The organism is Aeromonas sp. S2(2024) (assembly GCF_041402505.1).
Taxonomy (GTDB): domain Bacteria; phylum Pseudomonadota; class Gammaproteobacteria; order Enterobacterales; family Aeromonadaceae; genus Aeromonas; species Aeromonas media.
Map to the genome: position 1 here is coordinate 14,336 of NZ_JBGLRL010000028.1, position 25,678 is coordinate 40,013.

Here is a 25,678-nt window from a genome sequence, read left to right on the forward strand (position 1 = left end):
AAGGAGCCTCATATGCAGATTACTATCCGTCATGCCGAACCCACCGATGCCCCCGCCTTGCGGGATCTCTACGCCCTGCCCAATGCTCAGGCGGGCACTCTGCACCTGCCCACGCCTCCCCTTAGCCAGTGGCAGAAGCGGTTGGAGAGCAGTGATGTAGTCGCCTTGGTGGCGGAGGTAGATGGGGGGCTGGTGGGCCAGATAGCATTGCATGTGGAGCCCAATCCCAGACGCAAGCATGTGGCAGGTATTGGCATGGGGGTGCGGGATGACTGGGCGGGCAAGGGGGTTGGCTCCGCACTGATGGCTGCGGCACTGGATCTGGCCGATAACTGGCTCAACCTGCACCGGATTGAACTGACGGTTTTCGTCGATAACGAAGCTGCGTTGGCGCTTTATCGCAAATTCGGCTTTGTGGAAGAGGGACGGGCCCGCGACTATGCCTTCCGGCAGGGGCGCTATGTGGATGTGTTCTATATGGCCAGGGTGCGCTCATGATCGACTATCGCGAGCGCCTGACTCCCGTGCTGCGGGCGCTCGAACAGGAGCCGGATCTCTCCATCGAGGAGCTGGCGAGCCGCGCCTGCCTCTCCCTCTATCATTTCCACCGGGTGTTCACCGCCGTGGCGGGGGAGGCGCCAGGGGAGATGTGCCGGCGGCTGCGGATGCAACGGGCGGCCTGGCAGCTCTGCTACACCGACGCCAGCGTCACCGCCATCGCCCTGGGGGCCGGCCTGGCCAGCTCCCAGGCCTTTGCCAAGGCGTTTCGTCGTCACTATGGCTGCACCCCGGGAGCGTTTCGCCGTGACAAGAGCAAGAATGGACACCTGATGAGCAAGGATGGACACGCACTTGCGCAGCCGGATCCTTATGCTGAGAGTCACTCATCAGCAAGGAGCAACACCATGAAAACCATCGAGATGGACGCCCGTACTCTGGCCTATGTCCGGGTCACTGGCCCCTATGGCGAAGGGTATGACGCCGTCTGCAACCGCCTGCACCAGTGGGCTGCTGCGCGCGGGCTCGAGCAGGGGGAGTGGATCTTCATCTACCACGACAACCCCGAGGTGACGCCACCGACCCAGTGCCGTACCGACATCGGTGTCACAGTGCCGGTGGGAACCCTTGGGACGGGTGAGGTGGAGACCCAGCTCATCCCCGCCGGGCGTTACGCCCAGTCCCGCTACCTCATCACGGATCGCAACCAGTACGGGCCGCGCTGGCAGGAGCACATAGGCGACATCGTTTCCGCCGGGCTGGCGTTCGGCGACGGCCCCTGTTTCGAGCTCTATCACAGCATGAGCAATGATCCCCTGCAGGACGACGTGAGCTTCTGCTCCAGCGTGCGATAAGCGCGTGGCAATGAAACGAGGCGCCTCTGGGCGCCTCGTTTCATTGCGTGTTGGTGCCCCGGACCTGCACAGTCAGGCACATGGGCAGATCCCCATGCCGACGCCCATCAGGGCTGGCTGGACACCTTGTTCCGGCGGGACTTCCACCACCAGCGCAGCCGGATCTGGGAGATGAGCATGCCCGCCAGCATCAGGGCGCAACCAACGATGGCCCTCTCGTCCAGATGCTCTCCCAGCAGCAGTACCCCGCCGATGGCGGCGAACACCGTCTCCAGACTCAGGATGATGGCGGCGTGGGCCGGGTGGGCACCGCGCTGGCCGACCACCTGCAGGGTGTAGCCGATGCCGACCGAGACCAGACCCGCGTAGAGCAGGGCCTGCCAGCCCGCCATGGCGCCGCCGAGGGTCGGAGTTTCGATGACAAAGGCCGTGCCAAGACTGAGCAGGCCGCACACCACGAATTGCACTCCCGCGAGGCGAATGGGGGCGACCCGGTTCGAGTAGTGATCGAGCACCAGCAGGTGAATGGCCCAGAACAGGGCGCCGATCACCTGCAGCAGATCGCCGTAGCCTATGGTGAACTCTTCGGTGACGCTGAGGTAGTAGAGCCCGGCCATGGCGATGAGGGCGCCTACCCAGGTGTTGGCCCCGGTCTTGTGGCGCAGTGCCAGGCCGATAACGGGCACCAGTATGATGTAGAGACCCGTGATGAAGCCCGCCTTGGCGGCCGTGGTGTAGAGCAGCCCCACCTGTTGCAGGGAGGCGGCGCTGAACAGTACGCCCCCGGCGATCAGGCCCCCGGCCAGCAGCAGGCGGCGATCACCGGATGGTGAGCCTGGTTGCGGCCTGGGCTGACGCGATTTGAGCCACCACAGCAGCGGCAGCAGGGAGAGGGCGCCGAGCAGGAAGCGCAGGCCGTTGAAGGTGAAAGGCCCCATGTGATCCATCCCCAGGCGCTGGGCGACGAAGCCCAGCCCCCAGATGGCGGCGGCCATCAATAACATCATGTTTGAACGCATACGATTCATCCCTGAGAGAGCAGTCAAGGGAGCACTCTGGCCCCTGTCAGTACGATACCCGCCTGCGGGGGGCTTTGTCGCCGGTGATTTGTGATCCGGCGTGGTCCCTGGATGAGGGAGGGGCGCCGGTGCTCAGTCGCTTGCCAGCCTGGCGAGCAGGGGCAGCAGGGCGAGCAGCAGCAGGTTGCCCCGAAGGATCCAGATCACCCAGAACTGCTGCTGGATGGAGACGATGGGCGCGCGCCCCTGACGCAGAGAGCGGCGCCAGTGATGAAACAGCCGGCTGGGGTAGCCGAAGCTGAGGGCCATGGCGAAGAACAGCAGCAGCTTGGTGCGATAGCCGGGATTGGCCAGCAGGGCCGCCGGTTGCAGCGGGTGGGCGAGCACCATGAGCACGCCGGTGATGAAGATGAGCAGCAGCGCCAGCGCCGCCAGGCTGTCCGCCAGCAGCAGCTTGCGCACCTGTTCGATGGACATGCCACGCCGGAACAGAAAGTACTCCGAGGTGATGGCGCCGGTCAGGGTGATCACGGCGCAATAATGGAGCGCGGTCAGCAGTTCCGGGTTCAACATCCGAGCCTGTTCCTTCTCGTTGGCCACATGGCAAGCTTCCTTTTGGACGCCATCGGGCGGGGCTGATATTCTGACACTACACGACCTCAGGGGATAGCAGGAGTCAGGGTTGGATAAGCGAGCAGTCTCCAAAAAAACCTGGTCCCTGGTTGCCCGGATGCGTCTGGGCCTGCTGCTGCTTTTCATTCCGGTGCTGGTGCTGGGAGGCATCTACTACCTGCACATGGAGCGCAGCCTGCAACACGAGTTGCAACAGCGCCTGCTCGCCACCAACCACCAGCTGCGTCACGTCTTCATCGAACCCTATCTGCACGAGATGGAGCGCGAGTTCACCCTCATCTACAACCAGGTGAAGGTGGAGGACATCAGCGGCCCCCGCCTGCACCATGCCGAGAGCTACCTCAAGGAGTGGCAGCTCTACAAGGGGGTGATGGCAGACCTCATCTATATCTATGTCGGCACCGCCGAACGCCAGATGTTGATCTATCCCGAATGGCAGGCGGATGCCGGCTTCGATCCCCGGGAGCGCCCCTGGTATCAGCTGGCCAGCCAGCATGTGGGCAAGATGGTCTGGACCGAGCCCTATTACGACTACACCAACGGTAATCTGGTCATCGCTCTGGCGCGGGCACTGACCGACAAGGAGGGCAGGGTGCGCGGGGTGTTCGCGGTCGATGCCGTGCTGGCCCCCTTCTCCGCCCAGCTGAACCGGCAATTGAACAGTGGTTACCAGATGATCGTCAATCAGTCCGGCAAGGTGCTGGCCCACCCCGATCCTTCCCAACTGCTCAAGTCCATGACCCACCCGAGCTGGCTCTCCCGCTTCAGTCGGGAGGATGGCATCTTCCTGGATCAGAATTCCCGGCAGTTTGTGGCCTACAGCCACTTGCCTGATCGGAACTGGGTGCTGATCAGCGTGCAGCCGGCGTCGAGCATCCAGGCCGTGGTGGCTCGGGCCTTGCTCAACGTGCTCGGGGTGGTGCTGCTGGCCAGCGTGCTCTACATGGTGTTGGCGCTGGTCTGGTCCCGTTACTTCAGGCGCATGCTGGACGAGATCTCCACCATGATCCGCGCCAGCCGAATGCAGCCTGACGAGGTGCCCCATGGGGGCATGCACGAACTCAGGCATGTCTATGCCGAGCTGGCGGAGGTGAGCAAGGATTACCACGAGGCGCGCCAGCAGGCGAACCTCGACAAGTTGACCGGCCTTTACAACCGTCGCTTTTTTGACGAGAGAGTCAATCGCCTGCTGCTTGAGCACCAGCCGTTCTGTCTGGCCATGATCGATCTAGATGATTTCAAGCGGGTCAACGATACCTATGGTCACCAGACCGGGGACGTAGTGCTCAAGCGGGTGGCCAACCTTGGCGCCAAACTGCTGGAGGATCACGGCTGGGTCTGCCGCTATGGTGGCGAGGAGCTGGTGGTGTTGCTGGCCAACCCGGATATTCACTTCTGTCAGATGCTGCTGGAGCAGTACAGGATTGGGGTCGCGTCGCTGGACTGGCGCGAGCCCGGCCTCGGGATCACCTTCAGCGGTGGTCTGGTGGCGAGCGCCCCCGGCCTGGATGCCAAGGAATTGCTCGATATCGTCGATGCCGAGGTGTATCGCGCCAAACGGGATGGCAAGAACCGCATCTATCTGGGGGGAATCGCTCCCTCGACACAGAACGAGGTGCCGCCGGCAGACGATGGGGTACTGAGCAAAGAAGAGGCCTGAGGGCCTCTTCTTCATTCAGCAGTTCAAGGGAGTAACTGCCATGTCCACAGGGGCCAGCCCAGCTCAGAGGCGCACTGGCGCAGCGCGGGGGCCGGATTGACCGCATGGGGATGAGCCACCGCCCGCAGCATGGGCAGATCGTTGTGGGAGTCGCTGTAACCAAAGCTCCCCTGCCAGAGGTTGTCCCGCCCGGCAAAGAGCTGGTTGATGCGGGCCACCTTGCCTTCGCGAAAACTGAGGGTGCCGCGGGTCTGACCGGTCAGCATCCCCTCCTCCTCATCGAGCAGGATGGCAACGCAGTGATCCATCCCCAGCATCTTTGCCATGGGGGCCACCAGATGTTCGCCGGAGGCGGATATCAGCACCAGCTCGTCGCCCCGCTCCCGATGCCATTCGATACGCGCCAGTCCCTCGGGGTAGAGCCGTTCACGCAGCACCTGCTCGGCAAAGTGGTGGCACTGCTGGCTGAGCCACTGGCGCGACTTGCCCGCCAGCGGCTGCAGGGTGAAAGCCATGTACTGGTGCATGTCCATCTTGCCCTGATGGTAGAGGGACATCATCCCCTGCTCTTCGGCCACCATGCCCGCCGGAGCCAGCTCCTGGGCCACCATGTACTCCAGCCAGAGGCTGGCGGAATCCCCCGCAATCAGGGTCTCGTCCAGATCAAACAGTGCCAGTGCCATGCGGGCTCCTTGCGGTAACAACGAAAATGAAACGAGGCGTCATGCTACCTCACAGAGTTGATCCCGGGCCACCGCCAGGGTCACGGCACTGCCGGTAGCCAGCAGATCGCTGGCAGAGCGGTTGAGGCAATCCACCGTCAACAGCCCCGCCTCGCACTCCACCTGATAACGGATCACGTTGCCGAGCAACTGTTGCTGGCGAACGATGCCGGGCAGGCTGGGCTCGCTGCTGGTCGCCCCTGCGGGCAGCAGGGTGATGGACTCCGGCCGCAGCGCCAGCTTGCCCTGAAAACGGGGGCCGAACAGCGACTTGCCCTGCTCTGCGCCAAGCAGGTTGTAGTTGCCGATAAAGCCCGCCACAAACTCGCTGGCGGGACGGGTGTAAATCTGCTCCGGCGTGCCGCTCTGCACGATGGAGCCCTTGTTCATCAGGAAGATCCGATCCGACAGGGTGAGCGCCTCCTCCTGATCGTGGGTCACGAAGATGGTGGTGAGTTCGAGGCGTTGCTGGATCTCGCGGATCTGCTGGCGCAGGCTGCGGCGGATGCGGGCATCCAGCGCCGAGAGCGGCTCGTCCAGCAGCAGGATCCGTGGCCGCACCACCAGGGCGCGCGCCAGCGCCACCCGCTGGCGCTGGCCGCCAGAGAGCTCGCCCGGATAGCGGCGCTCGAAGCCGGTCAGCTCCACCAGCGCCAGCGCATCTTTCACGCTGACCGAGAGCTCACGACCCGGCTGGGGCTTCATCTTGAGGCCGAAGGCGACGTTGTCCCACACCGTCATGTTGGGGAACAGCGCATAGCTCTGGAACACCATGCCGATGCCCCGCTTCTGGGGCGCCTGCCAGGTGATGTCCTCACCGGCCACCCGCACCTGACCGCCATCCACCGGAGTGAGCCCGGCCAGCGCCCGCAGCAGGGTGGACTTGCCGCAGCCGGAGGGGCCGAGCAGGGTCACCAGCTCCCCCTTGCGGATGCCGAATTCGATCCCCTCGAACACCGGAGTATCGCCGTAGGATTTGTGCAACTGATTGACTTCTAAATGAAACATCTTGGATCACCGATGAAATCTGTTGGCCGCCCAGGTGAGCAGCAGGGTCAGCAGGAAATAGCTCATCACCAGCGCACTGGTGAAGTGGCCCGAGGTGGCGCGCATGTTGTAGAGGTAGACCTGCAGGGTCTCGTAACGGGTGCCCACCAGCATGTTGGCAAACACGAACTCACCGAGCAGGAAGGAGAGGGAGAGAAACAGCGCCGCCAAGAGCCCCTTGCGCAGGCAGGGGATCACCACCAGCAGGAAGGCGCGCCGACTGCTCACCCCCAGCAGATGGGACGCATCCATCAGATCCTTGAGCGGCACCCCCTGCAAGCTGTTGGCCAGCGCCCGGTACATAAAGGGGAGCACCACGGTGAACCAGGTGCCGATCAGGATCCACGGCGTGCCGATAATCGGCAGCGGGCCATCGGCGTAGATCTGCAGCAGCCCCACCGACGAGACCACAGGCGGCACCGCGAAGGGGAGCAGGATCAGCAGGTTCATCCAGGGATCCAGCTTGGGGAAGTAGTAGGCCACCACCAGCACGGTCGGCACCAGCACCAGCGTCCCCAACAACAGGGTGGCGAAGCAGACCAGGAGGCTGCGGCCAAACGCCGCAAGAAAGCGCGGGTCGCCCCACAGTTTGAGATACCAGTCGAGGGTAAAGCCGTCCGGCAGCAGGGTCGCCCCCCAGCGGGTGGAGATGGAGTAGAGAAAGGTAGCCAGCAGCGGCAGCAGCAGGGTGGCGACCAGGGCTCCCAGCACCCACTTGGGCCAGCTCGGTTGCAAATCATGCATGGGATTGCCCCTTGTTCACATAGCTCTTTTTCAGCAGCCACTGGTTGGCGGCCGTCACCACCCCCAGCAGCACCATCAGGATCACCGCCAGCGCCGCCGCCAGGTTGGGCTCGAGGAAGATGTCGCCGGAGACCAGACTGGCCACCCGTATGGTCACCAGATTGAAGTTGCCGGTGGTGAGGGCGTAAGCGGAGGCATAGGCCCCCACTGCGTTGGCAAACAGGATGATCAGGGTGCCGAGCAGCGCAGGAGTCAGCACCGGCAGCGCCACGTGCCACACATACTGCCCCTTGCTCGCCCCGAGCAGCGCTGCGGCCTGGGGCCACTCATCCTGCAAGGTATCGAACGCCGGATAGAGCAGCAGCAGGGCGAGGGGGATCTGGAAGTAGGTGTAGATGAGGATAAGGCCGCTGCCCGAGTAGAGGTTGAATCCGTCGATCAGCCCCCAGGATTTCAGCAGCAGGGTAACGGCACCGTTGATGCCGAGCACGATGATGAAGGCGAACGCCAGCGGCACCCCGCTGAAGTTGCCGGTCATGGTGACAAAGGCCAGCAGCAGCCGTTTGACCCGCTCGCCGCTGTGGCGCAGCGCGGCGGCCCCGAGCGTGCCGATGGCAAGCCCCGCCAGACTGGCGATACCGGCGATGCGCAACGAGTTGCCGAACGATTGCAGGTAGAAGGGGGAGCTCAGGATCTCCCGGTAGTAATCGAGGCCCCAGCCATCCGGGGTCTGAAAGCTGCCCACCAATACCCACACCATGGGGGCGAGCTGGAACAGGATCATCAAGAGGACAAAGGGCAGCAGCACCAGGGCCGGCAGCCAGTGACGGTGTGCCCTGCGCCGGGTTGCCACGGGTTGATCCGCGAGGATCTCGGTGGTTGCAGGCATCATCAGTGCACCTCGCGCATAAAGGTCGCCTTGAGCAGCGGCGGGCCGCTCGGCTTGTCGTGGGGAATGCCCAGCAGATCGGCCATCAGGGCGCATAGCTGGGTCTGGGCAATCGCCACCCCATCCGGCCAGCGCTCGATAAAGGCATCGCCAAACAGCCAGAGCGGCACTGTGCGCTCCTCAGGCAGAGTGCCACCGTGGCTCAGGTCGTTGTTCATGCCGTGATCCGAGGTGATCACCACCTGATACCCCTCTGCCAGCCACTGGGGCAGCAGATCGGCCAGCAGGCTGTCTATGCGGCGCGCCTGATTGCGGTACTGGCGGGAATCGAGGCCAAACTTGTGGCCCGCATCGTCCACCCCCATCGGGTGGATCAGCAGAAAGTCGGGGTCGTACTGGCTGCGCAGCCACTCGCCATCCATCAGCAGGTGGCTGTCGGGGTAGTTGTCATCCCAGTAGAAGCAGCCGTGCTGGATCGGCAGTTTCTCGTCGTGAGTAAAGCGATCCCGGGCCGCCAGCCAGGGGCTCTGGTTGTAGAGTTCGCTCACCCAGTAATAGGCTGCGGCCGCGGTGCGTTTACCCGCGGCACGGGCCAGATGGAAGATGGAGTCGTGTTGGCTGAGGCGCGTCACCCCGTTGTGGGTGATGCCGCTCGCCACCGGCGGCACGCCGGTCAGGATGCACTCGTAGAGGGGCCGGGAGAGGGAGGGCAGGGCGGCACTCAGGGTCGTATGCAGGCCGCGCCCCGCCTCCACCATGCCGAAAAGGTAGCCCATGGTGTGGGCTACCTCGGCTGCCAGGCCATCCACAAGTACCACTATCACCTTGTGTTGCACTGGATTTCCTTACTGCATGTTGATCATGACGGTTTCTTGCCACTGGCGCGGCAGGGCCTTGGAGCTCTGCTCCCAGGCTGCATGATCCTGCACCGGCTTGGCATTGGCATACTGCTCGGCCGGCAGCAGCTTGGCCTTGACGTCATCCGGCAGGGTCACATTGCTGCGGATGGGGCGGGCGTAGCCACGGGCCAGGTTGATTTGACCGGCATCGGAGAGGATGTATTCACGGGCCAGTTTGGCGGCGTTGGGGTTCTTGGCCCACTTGTTGATGATGGTGGTGTAACCGGCGATGACGGAGCCGTCGCTCGGGATCACCACATCAAACTTCTTGGGGTCGATCTGGTCGCGGTAGTTCAGGGCGTTGAAGTCCCACAGCACCCCCACTTCCACTTCGCCCTTCTCGATGTTGGCGATGGTCGGGTCGTTCAGTGACAGGCGACCCTGCTTGGCCAGCTGGCCGAACAGCTCCAATGCAGGCTTGAGGTTCTTCTCGCTGCCACCGGTGGCATAGGCCGCCGCCAGCACGCCGTTGTTGGCCTGGGAAGCGACGCCCACGTCACCCAGGGTCACCTTGTAGTCGCCACCCAGAAGGGATTGCCAGCTGGTGGGGGCGGCCTTGACCAGATCCTTGTTGATCAGGAAGGCGATGGTGCCGGTATAGGCCAGCATCCAGTGACCGTCCGCATCCTTGGCCCAGTTGGGAATATCGGCCCAGGTGGAGGGTTTGTAGGGCTGGGTGACCCCCTGCTTGACCGCCACCGGACCGAAGGCGCCACCCACGTCACCGATATCGGCGGTAGCGTTGGCCTTCTCGGCGGCGAACTTGGCGATCTCCTGCGCCGAGCTCATGTCGGTATCCTGATGCTTGATGCCGTAGATGCTGCCCAGCTGCTGCCAGGTATCCTTCCAGTTGGCCCAGCTGTCGGGCATGCCGATGCTGTGGAGCTGGCCTTCGCCACGGGCGGCCTTCTCAAGATCCGCGATATTCTCGGCGGCAAACAGCGGTTGACTGATGGCCACCAGGGCCAGTGCACTTGCGATCACGCTTTTCATCATCCCATCCCTCTGGACTAGGTCAGTTAAGGTTCGAGAGGGATGCTAGAGGGGGAATATGACGGTGGCGGGGCGCTTTGATGGCGTTTTCGTGACAATCGCCCTGTCATGGCGCTGTCATCAGCAGTGGTTACAACTCGGGGCCGACAGCCGCTGGTCTACTCCAGGGGGCGCAAACCGGAATGACCGACAGGGACGTGACAGTGACAGAGCGATTGAGGGAACAGGGGCTGGCCGATGGCCGCAGCCCCTCCAAGTGCGAACAGATTTGCCAGACCCTGCGCCGCTATATCGGCAGCGGCCAGCTGGGGGCCGGGCAGCAGCTGCCCGCCGAGCGGGCCCTGAGCGAGCGCTTCGCCACCACCCGCATCACCATCAAGGAGGCGCTCTCCAGCCTCGAAGCGGATGGCCTCATCTACCGGGCCGAGCGGCGCGGCTGGTTCGTGGCGCCGCCCCGCCTCACCTACGATCCCGCCATCCACACCCACTTTCACCAGTGGATCGGTGAGCAGCAGCGCGTGGCCGAAACCCGGGTGCTGGCCCACGGCAGCGCGCTTGCCAGCAGCGAGCTGTGCAGCCGGATGGGGCTGGAACCCTTCACTCCACTTTATGAAATCCGCCGCCAGCGACTGATCGACGGCCGCCCCGTGCTGCACGTCAGTCACCACCTGCTGGCCAGCCGCTTTCCCGATATCGCCAGCGCACCGCTGGCCAGCTCCCTCACCGAGCTCTATCAGCAGCGCTATGGCATAGGCCAGGGTGGGGCGAGCCTCGAGATCACCCCCTCGGCGGCTCGCGGAGAGATAGCCCGGGCCCTCAATCTGGCGGAGGGGAGTGCCGTGCTAAGACTGGTGCGGGTCAACTACGACGAGCGGGGGGCGCTGGTGGATTGCGATATCGAACACTGGCGGCAGGATGCGATCCGTATCTGTCTGGATACGCGCGTCTTGCAGCCGCTCTCAGGCACACTGCAGCAAACCCGGCTCGTTGACTAGGGAATATCCAGAGCACTGACGGGCACTGCATCCGAAGGCGGCAAGAGGGCCTGAATGGCCGATGTAAGGCTAACGACCGAGCCAGCGAAAACGGACGGATCCCGCAGGATCCGCCGGGATCAGTTGTCGATATTGGGGATAAGGTCGTCGAAGCTCTGGTAGCCGCAGTCCGCCAGTTGCAGCGACATGGTGTAGGTCTTGCTGCCCTCCCGCTGGCCGATGGCGGGGCGGTTGAGTTTGAGCTCCTGATGCCAGTACTCCTTCATGCGATCGATCAGGGCCATGGCTTCGCTCTCGTCCAGGTGGAGCTGGCACAGCGCCATGTAGTTGTTCGACTTGTGCATGTTCTCCACCAGATAGTCCCCCAGCACCGACATGGCCTGGCGTGCCTGCTGGCGGGCGAAGCGACTGTGCTGTTCGAAGCTGATGCGCTCGCTGATGAGGAAGTGGTAGCTGTTGTCGATGCCGAGCTGCAATATGCCGAGCTTCTCCAGCTTGCGCAGATAGAGGTAGCAGGATGCGTCGGTCAGGCCGTATTCGCGCTTGAGATCGATGAGGGTCTTGTCGCGCCAGAAGATGTTGGCGAGGAAGGCGTAGAGGCCGGGCTCCTTGTGAAACGCCTCGTCCTGCTCCTGGGTGAAGACGGCGCGGCGGCTCTGGGCATCCTGGGTGCGATCCAGCAGCTCCTCGAACGAGAGGCCCACCAGATGGCAGATCTCCAGCAGGGTGTCGAAGGGCAGGGAGGGTTTGTTCATCATCCGCTTCACGGTGGCGATGGAGACCCCCATGGCTTCCGCCAGGGTCTGATAGCGGATCCCCTTGTCGGTCAGGGTCTTCTTCAGGGTGTCGAGAATGTGGTTGGCCAGGGTCTGGCTGTAGGTCATGCAACTATTCCTTTATCTGCATTTTTAGTCGTGTCAAAAAGTGAGTGATTTATCTGTATTGGGCTCAGTTTTTGACACCTAGAAAAACCAGAGGAGAGTAACCCGGTTATAACGGCTGAAATGGCCTGACCAGTTGTGGTGCAAGGTGGCAGATAATGACACTCGGTGGTGCATATCCTTCAACCTTCCAACATTTTGCTGGTGATGCATATTACATCGCACATAATCCAACACGAATCGGATTCAATACCTTCCTGGTTGAGAAAACGATTGTTTGCTTCCAATTTAAGGGTTTTTTTAACCGCAAGGTTTTATTCTTTCCTGGCATTGAGCGGAACTCGCAAGAGGTCCGCTTTTTTTCTTTTCTCCGAATTTGAGCCCGCCGTCAAGGAAGGGGCGCATTTTTTGGCACCTCCTGCGCCGCCTTCCCTGGAAGCTATTCCCCCTTGCAGGGGAACAGCTTGGGGATCTCCCGCACCAGCCAGCTCTTGGCCTTGCCCATGGTATCTCGCCGCCACGCCAGCACGACCTGCACCTGATGGCGATACTCGGGGCCGATCACCTTGAGTCGCCCCGCCTTGATGTCCTCTTCTATCCAGCTCAGGGGCATGGTGCCGACCCCGATGCCCGCCAGCAGGGCATCGCGCTTCTCCCCCATGGTGCTGACGGTCAGGCGCGGCTGCTTGTCCAGCAGACGATAGGTGAGGGCGGGCTTGCGCCGCGCCGTGTCGGCGATGGCGATGGCGCGGTAGCGGCGCAGGGTCTCGTCCGCCAGGGGCTCGGGCTCCCCGTGCAGGGGGTGATCCGGGTGGGCGACGTAGAGCATCACCTCCTCCTGCAAGGACTGGTGCTTGATGCCGGTCAGGGTGATGTCGGGATTGAGGGAGGAGATAAGCAGGTCGGCGCGGCCATCTTCCAGACACTCCCAACTGCCCGCCAGCACCTCGGCCCGCAGCCGCAGCCGGGTATCCGTCAATTCGGCCAGCCGCTCCACCAGGGGGTAGAGCGCCTGCAGCGGCACCAGGGCATCGACGGCGATGGTGATGTCGGTCTCCCAGCCCCGGGCCAGCGCCCGGGTCTCCCCGACCAGATGCTCGGCGGCCTCCAGCAGCAGGCGGCCCTGCTCCAGCAGCATGCGCCCGGCGGGGGTGAATTTGGTTCTGTGGCCGCTGCGATCAAACAGCATGGCGTCCAGCTCGTCTTCCAGCTTCTGCACCGTGTAGCTCAGCGCCGAGGGCACCTTGCCCAGCTCGTCGGCCGCCGCCGCGAAGCTGCCACGACGGTCTATGGCGTCCAGCACCCGGATCGCCTCCAGGGTCAGCGCCCGCTCCTTGTTCGATTCCTTGGCCATATCTAACCTTCAATTTTTTTGAACATGTTTACCAGATTATCTCGCTAACAACTTAGGGCAAGTGACTTTAATATTCAATCAACGCTTAGGCAGGAAGGCCAAGCGGCCAAATAAAAGGTAGTTCCAGGCTGAGACATCACAAAAACGATGTCTGCTGTAGGTGAAAGAACAACACACTATTTGAATAACCTCTTGCATGGATGCATTGATTCGGGCCAGACCGGCCTTGGCAATGACATAAAAACCAAGAGAGTGAATGAACATGAAAAACGTAATCAAGATGCTGGCCGTTGCAGGCCTGATGACCGCAGGTTTCGCCCAGGCTGCCGTGCCGGCCGATCTCAATGCCGCCCCTGGCGTGCTGTTCGTGAACTGGAATGCCACCGCCGCCATGGCTGGCAAGGCGAACCCCATGCTGGAGGTGCGCGATGAGTCTGGCGATCTGCTGGCCTCCGTTCACGCCAACCTGATGGGCACCCAGCAGGTACAGATCCCGAGCCGCACCCAGGGCAACCTGACGGTCAGCCTGGGCAACGAGAGCAGCAGCTACCGCATCCCGTTCGGTCTGGGTGACGGTCGCCAGCGCTAATCAACCGTTTAAAGGTATTGGAGGAGCACACCATGATGAAATTGAGAGCCGCAGCAGAACGGGGCCATGCCAACTTCGGCTGGCTGGATGCACGCCACAGCTTCTCGTTCGGTCACTACTATGACCCGGACTGGATGGGGCACTCCGTCTTGCGGGTCATCAACCAGGATCTGGTGTCGCCGGGTGGCGGCTTCGCTACCCACCCTCATGCCAACATGGAGATCCTCACCTGCGTGCTGAGCGGCACCATAGAGCACAGGGACAGCCTCGGCCATGCCGAGCAGATCCCGGCGGGGGATTTCCAGCTGATGAGCGCAGGGTCCGGCATCCGGCACAGCGAGTACAACCCCTCGCAGACCGAGCCCCTCTCCCTGTTGCAGATCTGGATAGAGCCGAACGAAGTCGGCACTACCCCGGGTTATCAGCAGAAGAAGATAGCCACCCAGCCCGGGCTGACGCTGGTCGCGTCACCGGATGGGGAGGAAGGATCCTTCAGGATCCGCCAGCAGGCCCGCATCTGGCGACTGCAACTTGCCGCAGGGGAAACCCTCGAATGGGCATTGCAAGGGCGTCATGGTTACCTGCATATGATTTCAGGGGAGCTGACTGGCAACGGTCTGGCTGCCCGACCCGGCGACGGCCTGCTTAGTCGCGATGAAGCGTCCTGGACGCTCACCGCCGCCGAGGGGAGTGAAGCCCTGCTGTTTGACTTGCCCTGATAGATAAATCACGGCGAAATGAATGAGTTAACAATTAGCTCTTACACTGTTATTACCAAGATGGGTAATCAAAGGAATCTGACGATGGACAAGATGAAAGATGTGGCACTGCTGGCGGGTCGTGTTCTGCTGGCGCTGATGTTCGTGATGGCAGGCTGGGGCAAGATCGGCGGTTACGCCGGTACCCAGGGTTACATGGAAGCCATGGGCGTGCCCGGGTTCATGCTGCCCCTGGTGATCCTGCTGGAGCTGGGTGGCGGTCTCGCCATCGTGCTGGGTCTCTTTACCCGCAGCCTCTCGGTGCTGCTGGCCGGTTTCACCCTGATGGCCGCCTTCATCTTCCACTATCAGCCTGCCGAACAGATGCAGATGCTGATGTTCATGAAGAACCTCTCGGTGGCCGGTGGTTTCCTGGCCCTGGCGGCAGCCGGTCCTGGTGCCTTCAGCCTGGATGCCCGCCTCGGCAAGTGCTGGTAATACCCTGATAGTTCAAGTTTTCCAACGCCTTTTGGCCGGTGCAGCAGCACCGGCTTTTTTATGCCCGCCAGGGGGCGAATGCCGGTACTGTGACGAGGCCCGCCTGGCGGTGGCAAGCGCCTTTTGCATCTTATCCCCCGATCCCCGACAATCCCATTTCGTGTGAAGTGACGGAAATGGTTCGTCTTTTCCGGCGCACACCCCTCTTCATGAAATTGGCGGGAGTCGTCCATGTTTACCCTCTACCACTCCAATCAGCTGGATCTGCTCAAGGAGCTGCTGGTGAGCCGCATCCGGCAGGCGCCCCTCTCTCACCCCTTCGATCGGGAGCAGATCCTGGTGCAGAGTCCCGGCATGGCCCAGTGGCTCAAGCTGGAGCTGGCCAAGGCCTTCGGCATCGCCGCCAATATCGACTTCCCGCTGCCCGCCAGCTTTATCTGGGAGATGTTCACCCAGGTACTGGCGGACGTGCCCCGCCAGAGCCCCTACAACAAGGGATCCATGAGCTGGCAGCTGATGACCATTCTGCCCGCTCTGCTCGGCAGGCCCGCCTTCGCGCCGCTCGCCGCCTATCTGGGCGGGGATGAGCAGGATCCTGCCCAGGATCCCGAGCAGGTGCGGCTCTGGCAGCTCTGCCAGAAGGTGGCGGATCTGTTCGACCAGTATCTGGTCTATCGGCCGGACTGGATCGCCCGTTGGGAACAGGGGGAGGGATTGGGGTTGGAGCTGGCCGGGGTGAGCGGTCAGGATTGGCAGCCTGAGCTGTGGCGCGAGCTGGTGGCCCGCACCCTGGCGCTCTCTCCGAGTGGCTACCACAGAGCCAACCTCTACGAGGAGTTTATCCATGAGCTGCAACGCACCGCCGATCTGCCGGGCAAGCTGCCGCAGCGGGTCTTCGTGTTCGGCATCTCGGCGCTGCCGCCGCGCTATGTGGAGGCATTGCTGGCCCTTGGTAGCCGGCCGGAGGTGGAGGTGCACCTGTTTGTCACCAACCCCTGCCGCTACTACTGGGGTGACCTGCTCGATCGCAAGACGCTGGCACGCCTCGAAAATAAGCTCAAACCCGGTACCGATCTTGAGACCCTGCAGGGCCCTGCCAACCCGCTGCTCGCCTCCATGGGCAAGCTGGGGCGCGACTACCTGCACCAGCTGATGGAGCTGGAGGTGCCGCAAATCGAGGCCTTCGTCGATATCGACGAGGTGGATGAGCAGGGCAACGTCAGCCTGCTGCGCGCCATCCAGAAGGATGTGCTGGAACTGGCTGAACGGGGCGCGGGGCAATTTGATCTCGATAGCAGCCACCACAAGAGCCCGATCGATCCGGCGGATGGATCCTTGCAGATCCACGCATGCCACGGCCCGATGCGGGAGCTGGAAGTGCTGCATGATCGGCTGCTGGCGCTGTTCGAGCAGGACCCGTCCCTCACCCCGAAAGATGTGGTGGTGATGATGCCGGATGTGAACAGCTACGGCCCCTACATTCAGGCGGTGTTTGGCGCGCGGGGCCAGATCCCGTTTGCGGTCTCGGATCGGGCGGCGAGTCAGGAGAGCCCGCTGCTGCAAAGCTTCCTCGCCCTGCTCAGGCTGCCCAACGCTCGCTTGGGGGCGGGGGAACTGCTCGCCATTCTCGAGGTGCCTGCCGTGCTGCGCCGCTTCGAGCTCGATGACGACGAATTCAACCAGTTGCGGGTCTGGGTGCAGGAGACCGGTATCCGCTGGGGGCTGGACGACGGCTACCCCGAACGTTTCGATCTGCCGCGCCTCTCTGGCAACAGCTGGCTGTTCGGCCTGCGCCGCATGCTGCTCGGCTTTGCCATGGGGGATGGCGAGCCGGTGGCGGGCATTCTGCCCTACGCCGATATCGAGGGCCAGCAGGGGTTGGCGCTCGGCAAGCTCGCCTGGTTCGTCGACTCGCTGGCCGAATTCTTGCCCCGGCTGCAACAGGCGCAGCCGCTGGGGGAGTGGGTTGCCTGCCTCAACGCGCTGCTGGAGCGCTTCTATCTGGCCGACGAGGATGAAGAGCGCCAGCTGCAACTAATCCGCAGCCAGCTGGCCGACTGGCTCGCCCAGCTCGGCGAGGCCCGCTTCGAGCAGCCCATCAGTGCCGACCTGTTGCAGGACTACCTCGGCAGCGTGCTGGGGGAGTCCCGCTCCAGCCAGCGCTTCCTCGCCGGTCAGGTCAACTTCTGCACCCTGATGCCGATGCGTTCCATCCCCTTCAAGCAGGTCTGCCTGCTCGGCATGAACGACGGCGTCTATCCGCGCACCCTGCCACCCATGGGGTTTGACCTGATGGCGGTGGCGGGCCGGCGGGGGGATCGCTCCCGTCGCGATGACGACCGCTACCTGTTCCTCGAGGCGCTGCTCAGCGCCCAGCAGGGGCTCTACATCAGCTATCAGGGTTTCAGCGCCCAAGACAACAGCGACAAGGTGCCGTCGGTGCTGCTGGCCGAACTCATCGACTATGTGCGGCAGGGCTTCGTGCTGGCGGGGGATGAGCACCTCGATGACGAGCGCTCCGGCAAACGGCTGCTGGCGCACCTGATCACCCAGCATCCGCTCACCCCCTACAGCCGCAACTACTTCTACCCACTGGAGGGGTCCCGCCTCTTTACCTATGCCGCCGACTGGCTGCCCGCCCTCAATCCGGTGCGCGGCGCGGCGAATTTCCAGAGCGGCGAGCTGCCTTTACCTCCCGAATGGGGCAAGGAGCAGGGGCTGGAGCTGGCGGAGCTGCTGCGTTTCTATCGCCAGCCCACCAAGTATTTCCTCAACCGCCGCCTCAAGGTGTGGTTCGAGCTGAACGAAGCCAACATAGAGGACAGCGAGCCGTTCGAGCTGGACGGCCTGCAGCACTACCAGCTCAAGGCCCTGCTGCTCGATGCTCATCTGGCACAGGGGGATAGCTCAGTGCGTCGCGAGCGGTTGCAGCTCACCGGCCTGCTGCCCCAAGGCTGGTTCGGCAGCCTGCTGCTGGAGGATCTGGACGCCGAGATGGGCAAGCTGGCGGATCGGCTGCGCCCCTGGGTTGCGGCCAATGAGGCAGAAAAACGGGCGGTGGAGATCGATATCTCCCTGACCCAGGGCCAGCTGCAGGGGTGGATAGACACCCAGAAGGGACGTTTGCTGGTGGTGAAACCCGGCAGCTTCAACGGCAAGGATCTGCTGCTGGGCTGGATCCAGCACCTCTGCCTTTCCCTGAGCGCTGCCCCCGGCGACACCCTGCTGTTCGATGCCAGGCAGAGTCTGCGGCTGCCAGCTCTTCCGGCCGAGGAGGCGCGCCCCAGGCTGGCGGCCCTGGTGGCGCTCTGGGCCCAGGGGATGAAGCGGCCTCTGCCCTTCTTTCCCAACACTGCCTGGGATTGGCTCAAGGCGATCGAGAAGAATTCGGACAAGCCGGAGGGTGCTGACAAAGCTGTATTCGACTGTTTCCACACTAGCGGTTATGGAAATCAAAAACGCCGTGGAGAGGGGCAGGACGTTTACGTCGCCCGCTGCTTCCCCGAGCTGGATGACGAGGTGCTGGCCCAGTTGCAGGCCCTGGCCCGCGAACACCTGACCCCGCTGCTCAACGCCCTGGAGGAGCTGACATAATGGCTAACCCGCTCAATACCCTGCGTTTTCCCCTCCATGGTGAACGACTGATCGAAGCCTCCGCCGGCACCGGCAAGACCTACACCATCGCCGGTCTCTACCTGCGTCTGCTGCTGGGCCACGGCCCGCTCATCGAAGAGGGAGAAGACGCCGGTCAGCCGAGCGCCCACGAGCGGCCGCTGTCGGTGACCGAGATCCTGGTGGTGACCTTTACCGAAGCGGCCACCGCCGAGCTGCGGGGGCGGATCCGCGGCCGTATTCACGAGGCGCGATTGGCCTTTATGCTGGGTCACAGCAGTGACACCCTGCTGGCCCAGTTGTTGGAAGAGGTGGAGGATCACGAGCTGGCTGCCCGCCGCCTGCTGGCTGCCGAGCGGCAGATGGACGAGGCGGCGGTCTTTACCATCCACGGTTTCTGCCAGCGGATGCTCAAGCAGAACGCCTTCGAGTCGGGTGCCCTGTTCGAGACCGAATTTCTCACCGACGACAGCCAGCTCAGGTTGCAGGCGGTGAGCGACTACTGGCGCGCCGAGTTCTATCCGGTGGACAAGACCCTGGCGAGCTCGGTGCGCGCGCTCTGGCCGAGCCCCGCCGCCCTGCTGCGGGAGATGAATGGCTGGCTCGACAACAGCGAGCTGGAGATCCACCCGGCGTTGGGGGATGAGACCCTGGCCGCCCGCCATCAGGCCGCCATGGCCCGCATCGGGGCGGTGAAAGATGCCTGGCTGGCGCAGACGGACGAGATCCGCCGCCAGACAGAGGGGCAAATCAAGCTCTATACCGGCAAGAACTACGAAGGCTGGCTCGCCAAGATCGGCGACTGGGCACAGGATCCGACCAGCGGTTATACCCTGCCCAAGGATCTCGAGCGCTTCGGCCAGGAAACCCTGGAGGCCAAGCTGAGCAAGGGGAAGGCGTTACCAACCCTGCCGCTGTTCAGCCAGATCGACGCGCTGCTGGAAAGCCGCCCCGGTATTCGGGATCTGATCCTGCAACGGGCTGCCAGGGTGGTGCGCAGCCGGATGCAGGCCAGCAAGCGCCAGGCCCATCAGCTCTCCTTCGATGACCTGCTCAAAGACCTCGACGGGGCGCTCGGCTCAAGCCTGGGCGAGCGGCTCTGCGATCGCATTCGCGCCACCTATCGGGTGGCGATGATCGACGAATTCCAGGATACCGACCCCCAGCAGTACCGCATCTTCCATCGCCTCTACGGCGGCCATCAGGATACGGCGCTGTTGATGATCGGGGACCCCAAGCAGGCCATCTACGGCTTTCGCGGCGCCGACATCTTTACCTACATCCAGGCGCGGCGAAATGTGAGCGCCCACTACACCCTGGGGCGCAACTGGCGCTCAAGCAGCGCCCTGGTGGGGGCGGTCAACGGCCTGTTCGAGCGGGCCAAGGATCCCTTTATCTACGAGGCGGATATCCCCTTCCTGCCGGTGGAGGCCAAAGGTAAAGATGAAGTGTTGTTGCTGGAAGGCTCCAGTGCGCCTGTGCTCCACTGCTGGCAGCTGAGCGGCCAGCCCACCTTCAACCGGGGGGATTACCAGAGCAAGATGGCCCGCGCTACCGCAGCCGAGATCCACCGGTTGCTTAGCTTGTCCCAAGAGGGAAAAGCCCGGTTTTTCGGTGAAAAGAAGAAAGAAAATGGTGAAATTGAGATTATCGACAAGGCGGTGAAGGCCGGTGATATCGCCGTGCTGGTGCGAACCGGCAGCGAAGGCAAGCTGGTGCAGCAGGAGCTGGCGCGCCTCGCCATCGCCTCCGTCTACCTGTCGAACCGCGAGAGCGTGCTGGAGCAGGTGGAGGCGCGGGAGATATTGCTGATCCTGCACGCCTGCCAGAACCCGAGCGAAGAGCGCAGCCTTAGGGCGGCGCTCGCCACCGGCCTGTTTGATCTCGATGCCAGGGCGCTTGATGGGCTGGCCAGCGACGAACGGGCCTGGGAGAGCGTGGTGCAGGAGTTTATGGAGTACCGATCGATCTGGCATCGCCGCGGCGTGCTGGCCATGCTGCGGGCCCTGCTGCACCGGCGCAATCTCGCCTCCTCCCTGCTGGCGAGCCCCTATGGCGAGCGGCGGCTGACCAACTTCCTCCATCTCGGCGAGCTGCTGCAACAGGTGAGCAGTGAGCTGGACGGGGAATATGCCCTGCTGCGCTGGCTGGGGGAGGCGGTGAGCCGCCCGGGCGGCCAGGATGCGGAGCAGGTACTGCGGCTCGAATCGGAGCGCAAGCTGGTACAGATCGTCACCATCCACAAATCCAAGGGGCTGGAGTACCCCCTGGTGTTCCTGCCTTTCATTTGCAGCCACAGAACCGCTGAGACCCCGCTCTATCACGAGGCGGACGAGGCGGGCAATCGAACCATTCTCGATCTGACCGGCGCCGAGGGCTCCCTGGCGGAGGCCGACCGCGAGCGCCTTGCGGAAGATCTGCGACTGCTCTATGTGGCGCTGACCCGGGGCGTCTACGCCACCTGGCTGGGACTGGCGCCGGTGCGGGCGGGGGCGGGGGCGGGCAAGTCGGAGAAGACCGACCTGCACCACACCGCCATCGGCTACCTGCTGCAAAAGGGCGAAGAGGGGGATGCGCAGACGCTGGCGACCGCCCTCACCGAACTGTCGCAGGCGCTACCCGGGGTGGCCGTCGGTGAGCCCTCGCTCACCCGTCCGGCCCCGCTGCCGCCAGATGAGGAGCAGCTGGGCGAGCCGCAGGTGCGCCACTTTAGCGGTTCCCTTGAGCGGGATTGGTGGATCAGCTCCTACTCGGGGCTGGCGGCGCAGGGCCACGGTCACAGCAAGGGTGTCTTGGCCAATCCCGGTTTCGATGACGAGGTGGTCACCGAGGCGGCTGCGTTGGCTTCCGAGCAACCGGACGAGGCGCCCCAGCCCTCCATCTTCACCTTCCCGAAGGGGGCGCGCCCCGGCACTCTGCTGCACAGTCTATTCGAGACCATCGATTTTCAAAGCGCCGCTGGCGAGCCGCTGGCAGAGCATATCGCCACCCTGCTGGCGCAGGATGGCTTCGACGAAAGCTGGGCCCAAGTGCTGCAACAGCAGGTGGAAGCGGTGCTGGATACCCCGCTGGAAACGGGCTTTGGCGATCCGGTGCGACTGCGGGACTTGAGCGCCGATCGCAAACAGGTGGAGCTGGAGTTCTTCCTGCCCATGGGGCGGGTGACGGCACCGGCGCTGACCGTCCTCTGCCAGCAGCACGACCCGCTGTCGCGGGGCAACAAGCCTCTCAGCTTTGCCACCGTGCAGGGGATGCTCAAGGGCTTTATCGATCTGGTGTTCGAGTGGCAGGGGCGCTGGTATCTGCTCGACTACAAATCGAACCACCTCGGCATGAGCCCCACCGATTACAGCCGTCCGGCGCTGGAGCGGGCGATGGCGGAGCATCGCTACGACCTGCAATACCAGCTCTACTCGCTGGCGCTGCACCGGCTGCTCACCCTGCGCCTGCCGAGCTACGACTTCGAGCAGCACTTTGGCGGGGTTTTCTATCTGTTCCTGCGCGGCATGCCGCAGGGGGGCATTTTCCATACCCGCCCGAGCCGTGAACTGGTGCTGGAGCTGGATGAGTTGTTTAGAAATGGTGATCGCTCTGGCGATGTGTCATCAACAGAATTGAACGAGGTAGAGGCATGAGCGGCACCATGATCAGCACCGCAACCAGTGCAATGATGGTTGAACGGTTAAAAGCACTGGCGCTGGCTGGCCGTATCCGCCAGCTGGATCTGCAATTTGCCAGGCTGGTGGCCGATCTGGGCGGCAGCCCCGAGCTGGTGCTGGGGGCGGCGCTCACCTGCTTCGAGCTGGGGCGCGGTCATGTTTGCCTGCCGCTGGAGATGCTCGCTGCCGGATCATTGCGCCCGTTCGGGCTGGATCCCCAGCAGAGCCGGGATCTGTTGCTGGATCTGGCGGATCCTGCCCGCTGGCCCGCCCTGTTTGCGGCAAGTCCCTTGGTTGGCACCGAGCAGGATGACGGCCACGCCCCGCGCTGGCCGCTGCGGCTGTGGCACGGGCGGCTCTACCTCACCCGCTACCACGATCACGAGCAGGGGGTTGCACGCCATCTGCGCGCTTTGAGTGAAAGAGCCGAATGGCCAGAGATAGCCCCGGCCCTGTCGCGGCTGTTTGCCCGCGACTACGGGCTGGTGTTTGCGGCGCTGCTCAAAGCCCGCCTCGCCCCCGACTTCTCGGCCCGCCACTTTACCCTGAAGTATCTGGATCTGGTGTTCCCGAGCGAGGTGGATTGGCCTGCCATCGAAGGGCTGCTTGCCAGCGCCCAGGCGGCGAGCGACTTGAGCAAGCTGGATGCGCTGGTGCCCGAGGCGCTCTGCTGCAACGGCCAGAAGCTGGCGGCGGCTACCGCGGCGGCGCGCCCCTTTGCGGTGATCTCCGGCGGCCCCGGCACCGGCAAGACCACCACGGTCGCCAAACTGCTCGCCATTCTGGTGGAGACCGGCCTGCAGGCAGGCAAGGCCCCGGCGATCCGGCTGGTGGCCCCCACCGGCAAGGCGGCGGCGCGCCTCACCGAGAGTATCGGCTCTGCCCTGCAGGCCCTCGATCTGCCCCCCGAGTGGGTGGAAGCGATCCCCACCGAGGCGGGCACCCTGCACCGGCTGCTCGGGGTCATTCCGGGGCGCAGCCAGTTCCGCCACCACGCGGGCAACCCGCTGCACCTCGACTTGCTGGTGGTGGATGAGGCCTCTATGGTCGACTTGCCGATGATGGCGCGCCTGCTCGATGCGCTGCCGAGCCACGCCCGCCTGATCCTGCTCGGCGACAAGGATCAGCTCGCCTCGGTGGAGGCGGGGGCCGTGCTCGGCGATATCTGCAGCTTTATCGAACAGGGCATCAGCCCGGCGCAGGCGGATTGGCTCTCCCGCCAGACCGGCTACCGCTTGCAGGGCACGCCCACGGGGGCTCCGGTGCGCGACAGCCTCTGTTTGCTGGCCAAGAGCTGGCGCTTTGATCAACATTCGGGCATCGGCCAGCTGGCGCGCGCCTGCAACGGCGGAGATGCCACGGCGGTAGAGGCCGTCTGGGGCGCAGGATTCGCTGATATCAGCCTGCACCCCTGGGCCGGGGAGGCCTACGATGCCCTGATTACCCAGGGGGTGGCCGGTTACGGCAGCTATCTGAAGGCGGCCCGCGCGGGGGAAGATCCCGCCGCCGTATTCAAGGCATTCAACAGCTTCCAGATCCTCTGCGCCCTGCGTGACGGCCCGTTCGGGGTGCTGGGGCTTAACGAGCGGCTCGAACTGGCCCTGTCACGGGCCGGGCTGATTGCCCGGGATGGCGACTGGTATGCGGGTCGCCCGGTGATGGTGGTGCGCAACGACCACGGGGTCGGCCTCTACAACGGCGATATGGGGCTCTGTCTGCCCGATGAAACCGGGCGACTCAAGGTATGGTTTGAGCAGCCGGACGGCACCCTGCGGGCGCTGTTGCCCAGCCGGCTGCCACCCCACGAGACGGTCTACGCCATGACCATCCACAAATCCCAGGGCTCCGAGTTTGCCCATACCGTGCTGGTGCTGCCCGACAGCCCCAGCCCGCTCCTGACCCGTGAGCTGGTCTATACCGGCATCACCCGCGCCAAGGCCCGACTCGATCTCTACGGCGATCGCGCCCTGTTGGCACAAGCGGTCAGGAAAAAGACCGAGCGTTATTCCGGATTGGCTGAGAGGTTGGGGGCTGGGATTCTTTTTTGACAGCATTGTATTTTTTATTTCGCACTAATAGGTTTGTTTTTAACTTATTGTTTTATATGTGAAAATTCATCAGGGTTCGCTATAGTGCTATGTTTTATATGGATATTGAGTTGCTACATCTAAAGGAGTAGTATGGAACTGTTCTATTGTGTTCTTGATCAAGAGGGTGAGAAATATGTTCGAACATGTTGATAAAATTGTTATAAAAAATGATGTTCAGGCGGATAAAAAAGTTTGCCAGAAACAGCGCTCTCAGTGTCGTACCACACACAAGCGTAAAGATTGTTAAACTTTGGAGGGGGTTCCCCTCCTTTTGCTATTTATGGTTCATAAATGAATGAAATTATTTTTGATGTGCATTCAAAAGTACCCGTTCATCGCAATGTAAGAATAATTAGTATCGATGCTAAACATATTGCATTACATGCTGAATCGGCAAATTGGCTTGTTTTATCATCTAGTGAACTTGTTTTTTTTAATGCTATCCATGCTGGAAATAGCATTTTAGATGCACTGAAGTATACATATAAAGAACTACAAATCACTGAGGAGCAATGTTTAGAAATATCAAAGTCAGTTTTATCACAAATTAGCAGGTATGATTTTTTTACAAGTAATAAAGGTTCTGAAGAAGAGAGTGTTTTAGACATTAAAAAGAACATTCAGATAAACTTAACTTCGGATTGCAATCTAAAATGTAAACATTGTTATATCTCTGCTGGTCGAAAAAATTATGAAGAAATAAATAAAAATGACATTGTTAAATTTATAAATTCCTTGGAAAGAAATAGAATAAGTGATGATATAGTAATTTCTGGTGGCGAGCCTTTATTACATGATGATTTTTATGAGATATCAAATTATTTAAAATCGCAAAAATATAACATAACACTCTTTACAAATGGCACGAAAATAGATAAAAACAATATAGATGAAATTAAGAGGTTGGTTTCTTCAATACAAATTAGTATGGAAGGAGTTAGTTGCAAATCATTTGAAAGTATTAGAGGGAAAAATACATATAGCAAGGTAATATCGGCTATAGAGTTAATAATAGACAATGATATTCCTCTGATTATAGCAATAACATTGATTGACTCAAATATAAAAGATGTAAACGAAAACATTATTGATTTCCTCAGCTCATTAAAAGGAAATAATGTAACCATTAGAGTAAACAATGAGTTGGAGCGAAGTGGTAATGCATTGACATTTCCATCTAGTTATTTTGAGTTTAATGTGAAAAGGCATGAAAAGACAAATGAGATAATAAAACCTGATTACCCATGACCCTCAGCCAGCTTCAAGAGCCGATATGGCATCGGAGGGCTTGCCACGACTGCATGCCCCAATTCAACCAACATGCTCTTGAGGTCAAAACGATGA

General features: G+C 61.9%; 21 protein-coding genes and 1 pseudogene. 11 read left to right on the top strand and 11 right to left on the bottom strand.

Translation table 11 applies throughout. The annotated features are described in order from the left end of the window. Positions 1-12 precede the first annotated feature (12 nt). Together ACB039_RS19310 and ACB039_RS19315 are read left to right on the top strand one after the other, a co-directional pair. On the top strand, positions 13-498 hold the full coding sequence (locus tag ACB039_RS19310) for a GNAT family N-acetyltransferase (protein WP_270824808.1): 486 nt from the start codon (positions 13-15) through the stop codon (positions 496-498). After that, positions 495-1,352: a GyrI-like domain-containing protein gene (locus ACB039_RS19315; protein ID WP_371166246.1), complete on the top strand. Its 858-nt coding sequence runs from the start codon at positions 495-497 to the stop codon at positions 1,350-1,352. Before ACB039_RS19310 ends, ACB039_RS19315 begins: the two co-directional genes overlap by 4 nt. A 107-nt stretch (positions 1,353-1,459) precedes the next feature. On the opposite strand, the gene ACB039_RS19320 is transcribed toward ACB039_RS19315, so the two are convergent. Continuing rightward, positions 1,460-2,371, bottom strand: coding sequence for a DMT family transporter (locus tag ACB039_RS19320; RefSeq protein ID WP_263684671.1), 912 nt, complete (start codon positions 2,369-2,371; stop codon positions 1,460-1,462). 132 nt (positions 2,372-2,503) lie between these two features. After that, positions 2,504-2,944: a DUF2214 family protein gene (locus ACB039_RS19325; protein WP_042648087.1), complete on the bottom strand. Its 441-nt coding sequence runs from the start codon at positions 2,942-2,944 to the stop codon at positions 2,504-2,506. 109 nt (positions 2,945-3,053) lie between these two features. Between ACB039_RS19325 and ACB039_RS19330 the strand changes: the two genes are divergently transcribed. Next, complete coding sequence (locus ACB039_RS19330) at positions 3,054-4,664, top strand: sensor domain-containing diguanylate cyclase (protein ID WP_263684670.1); 1,611 nt, start codon at positions 3,054-3,056, stop codon at positions 4,662-4,664. Positions 4,665-4,687: 23 nt separating this feature from the next. On the opposite strand, the gene ACB039_RS19335 is transcribed toward ACB039_RS19330, so the two are convergent. The 6 genes from ACB039_RS19335 to ACB039_RS19360 are packed head-to-tail and all read right to left on the bottom strand — an operon-like array spanning position 4,688 to position 9,958. Next, positions 4,688-5,347: an HAD family hydrolase gene (locus tag ACB039_RS19335; RefSeq protein WP_371166247.1), complete on the bottom strand. Its 660-nt coding sequence runs from the start codon at positions 5,345-5,347 to the stop codon at positions 4,688-4,690. Positions 5,348-5,386: 39 nt separating this feature from the next. Further along, positions 5,387-6,394, bottom strand: coding sequence for an ABC transporter ATP-binding protein (locus ACB039_RS19340; RefSeq protein WP_371166248.1), 1,008 nt, complete (start codon positions 6,392-6,394; stop codon positions 5,387-5,389). Between the two features lie 6 nt (positions 6,395-6,400). Then, positions 6,401-7,177, bottom strand: coding sequence for an ABC transporter permease (locus tag ACB039_RS19345; RefSeq protein WP_371166249.1), 777 nt, complete (start codon positions 7,175-7,177; stop codon positions 6,401-6,403). Continuing rightward, entirely contained in the window at positions 7,170-8,069 is a 900-nt protein-coding gene (locus ACB039_RS19350; protein ID WP_226171120.1) for an ABC transporter permease subunit, read from the bottom strand. The genes ACB039_RS19345 and ACB039_RS19350 overlap by 8 nt, the downstream gene beginning before the upstream one ends. Next, positions 8,069-8,902 (bottom strand): alkaline phosphatase family protein, encoded by an 834-nt coding sequence (locus tag ACB039_RS19355; RefSeq protein ID WP_371166250.1) that lies wholly within the window; start codon positions 8,900-8,902, stop codon positions 8,069-8,071. The genes ACB039_RS19350 and ACB039_RS19355 overlap by 1 nt, the downstream gene beginning before the upstream one ends. Before the next feature lie 9 nt (positions 8,903-8,911). Further along, on the bottom strand, positions 8,912-9,958 hold the full coding sequence (locus ACB039_RS19360) for an ABC transporter substrate-binding protein (RefSeq protein ID WP_047440511.1): 1,047 nt from the start codon (positions 9,956-9,958) through the stop codon (positions 8,912-8,914). A gap of 182 nt (positions 9,959-10,140) precedes the next feature. Between ACB039_RS19360 and ACB039_RS19365 the strand changes: the two genes are divergently transcribed. Next, positions 10,141-10,953, top strand: a complete 813-nt coding sequence (locus ACB039_RS19365; protein WP_371166251.1) for a UTRA domain-containing protein — start codon at positions 10,141-10,143, stop codon at positions 10,951-10,953. A gap of 119 nt (positions 10,954-11,072) precedes the next feature. Here ACB039_RS19365 and ACB039_RS19370 read toward each other — a convergent pair whose 3' ends face one another. Together ACB039_RS19370 and ACB039_RS19375 are read right to left on the bottom strand one after the other, a co-directional pair. Then, positions 11,073-11,837 (bottom strand): helix-turn-helix transcriptional regulator, encoded by a 765-nt coding sequence (locus tag ACB039_RS19370; protein ID WP_005330085.1) that lies wholly within the window; start codon positions 11,835-11,837, stop codon positions 11,073-11,075. Positions 11,838-12,273: 436 nt separating this feature from the next. Then, positions 12,274-13,188: a LysR family transcriptional regulator gene (locus tag ACB039_RS19375; RefSeq protein ID WP_042648071.1), complete on the bottom strand. Its 915-nt coding sequence runs from the start codon at positions 13,186-13,188 to the stop codon at positions 12,274-12,276. Between the two features lie 256 nt (positions 13,189-13,444). Here ACB039_RS19375 and ACB039_RS19380 point away from each other — a divergent pair, with 256 nt between their 5' ends. The 7 genes from ACB039_RS19380 to ACB039_RS19410 all read left to right on the top strand — a co-directional run bounded on the left by ACB039_RS19380 (position 13,445) and on the right by ACB039_RS19410 (position 25,582). Continuing rightward, on the top strand, positions 13,445-13,777 hold the full coding sequence (locus ACB039_RS19380; protein WP_043129538.1) for a hypothetical protein: 333 nt from the start codon (positions 13,445-13,447) through the stop codon (positions 13,775-13,777). A gap of 32 nt (positions 13,778-13,809) precedes the next feature. Continuing rightward, positions 13,810-14,496 (top strand): pirin family protein, encoded by a 687-nt coding sequence (locus ACB039_RS19385; RefSeq protein ID WP_371166252.1) that lies wholly within the window; start codon positions 13,810-13,812, stop codon positions 14,494-14,496. A gap of 84 nt (positions 14,497-14,580) precedes the next feature. Beyond that, the gene (locus ACB039_RS19390; RefSeq protein WP_005330093.1) at positions 14,581-14,973 is read left to right on the top strand and encodes a DoxX family protein; all 393 of its coding nucleotides are present in this window, start codon (positions 14,581-14,583) and stop codon (positions 14,971-14,973) included. Positions 14,974-15,204: 231 nt separating this feature from the next. Beyond that, positions 15,205-18,567: an exodeoxyribonuclease V subunit gamma gene (recC, locus tag ACB039_RS19395; protein WP_371166253.1), complete on the top strand. Its 3,363-nt coding sequence runs from the start codon at positions 15,205-15,207 to the stop codon at positions 18,565-18,567. Then, positions 18,567-22,220 (top strand): exodeoxyribonuclease V subunit beta, encoded by a 3,654-nt coding sequence (gene recB, locus ACB039_RS19400; protein ID WP_371166254.1) that lies wholly within the window; start codon positions 18,567-18,569, stop codon positions 22,218-22,220. Before recC ends, recB begins: the two co-directional genes overlap by 1 nt. Further along, the gene (recD, locus tag ACB039_RS19405) at positions 22,217-24,292 is read left to right on the top strand and encodes an exodeoxyribonuclease V subunit alpha (protein ID WP_371166255.1); all 2,076 of its coding nucleotides are present in this window, start codon (positions 22,217-22,219) and stop codon (positions 24,290-24,292) included. The genes recB and recD overlap by 4 nt, the downstream gene beginning before the upstream one ends. A gap of 333 nt (positions 24,293-24,625) precedes the next feature. Then, positions 24,626-25,582, top strand: a complete 957-nt coding sequence (locus ACB039_RS19410; RefSeq protein ID WP_371166256.1) for a radical SAM protein — start codon at positions 24,626-24,628, stop codon at positions 25,580-25,582. Here ACB039_RS19410 and ACB039_RS19415 read toward each other — a convergent pair. After that, a pseudogene (locus ACB039_RS19415) lies at positions 25,573-25,678 on the bottom strand (IS1595 family transposase); the annotation flags it as partial. The gene ACB039_RS19410 and the pseudogene ACB039_RS19415 sit on opposite strands and share 10 nt — an antisense overlap.

What these genes read in the sequence shown, in the direction of transcription:
- ACB039_RS19385 (WP_371166252.1), top strand. Translation starts at nt 13,810, where the DNA reads ATGATGAAATTGAGAGCCGCAGCAGAACGGGGCCATGCCAACTTCGGC.
- recD (WP_371166255.1), top strand. Translation starts at nt 22,217, where the DNA reads ATGAGCGGCACCATGATCAGCACCGCAACCAGTGCAATGATGGTTGAA.
- ACB039_RS19320 (WP_263684671.1), bottom strand. Translation starts at nt 2,371, where the DNA reads ATGCGTTCAAACATGATGTTATTGATGGCCGCCGCCATCTGGGGGCTG.
- ACB039_RS19350 (WP_226171120.1), bottom strand. Translation starts at nt 8,069, where the DNA reads ATGATGCCTGCAACCACCGAGATCCTCGCGGATCAACCCGTGGCAACC.
- ACB039_RS19345 (WP_371166249.1), bottom strand. Translation starts at nt 7,177, where the DNA reads ATGCATGATTTGCAACCGAGCTGGCCCAAGTGGGTGCTGGGAGCCCTG.
- ACB039_RS19375 (WP_042648071.1), bottom strand. Translation starts at nt 13,188, where the DNA reads ATGGCCAAGGAATCGAACAAGGAGCGGGCGCTGACCCTGGAGGCGATC.
- ACB039_RS19310 (WP_270824808.1), top strand. Translation starts at nt 13, where the DNA reads ATGCAGATTACTATCCGTCATGCCGAACCCACCGATGCCCCCGCCTTG.
- recB (WP_371166254.1), top strand. Translation starts at nt 18,567, where the DNA reads ATGGCTAACCCGCTCAATACCCTGCGTTTTCCCCTCCATGGTGAACGA.
- ACB039_RS19410 (WP_371166256.1), top strand. Translation starts at nt 24,626, where the DNA reads ATGAATGAAATTATTTTTGATGTGCATTCAAAAGTACCCGTTCATCGC.
- ACB039_RS19315 (WP_371166246.1), top strand. Translation starts at nt 495, where the DNA reads ATGATCGACTATCGCGAGCGCCTGACTCCCGTGCTGCGGGCGCTCGAA.
- ACB039_RS19365 (WP_371166251.1), top strand. Translation starts at nt 10,141, where the DNA reads ATGACCGACAGGGACGTGACAGTGACAGAGCGATTGAGGGAACAGGGG.
- ACB039_RS19360 (WP_047440511.1), bottom strand. Translation starts at nt 9,958, where the DNA reads ATGAAAAGCGTGATCGCAAGTGCACTGGCCCTGGTGGCCATCAGTCAA.
- recC (WP_371166253.1), top strand. Translation starts at nt 15,205, where the DNA reads ATGTTTACCCTCTACCACTCCAATCAGCTGGATCTGCTCAAGGAGCTG.
- ACB039_RS19335 (WP_371166247.1), bottom strand. Translation starts at nt 5,347, where the DNA reads ATGGCACTGGCACTGTTTGATCTGGACGAGACCCTGATTGCGGGGGAT.
- ACB039_RS19340 (WP_371166248.1), bottom strand. Translation starts at nt 6,394, where the DNA reads ATGTTTCATTTAGAAGTCAATCAGTTGCACAAATCCTACGGCGATACT.
- ACB039_RS19390 (WP_005330093.1), top strand. Translation starts at nt 14,581, where the DNA reads ATGGACAAGATGAAAGATGTGGCACTGCTGGCGGGTCGTGTTCTGCTG.
- ACB039_RS19380 (WP_043129538.1), top strand. Translation starts at nt 13,445, where the DNA reads ATGAACATGAAAAACGTAATCAAGATGCTGGCCGTTGCAGGCCTGATG.
- ACB039_RS19370 (WP_005330085.1), bottom strand. Translation starts at nt 11,837, where the DNA reads ATGACCTACAGCCAGACCCTGGCCAACCACATTCTCGACACCCTGAAG.
- ACB039_RS19325 (WP_042648087.1), bottom strand. Translation starts at nt 2,944, where the DNA reads ATGTTGAACCCGGAACTGCTGACCGCGCTCCATTATTGCGCCGTGATC.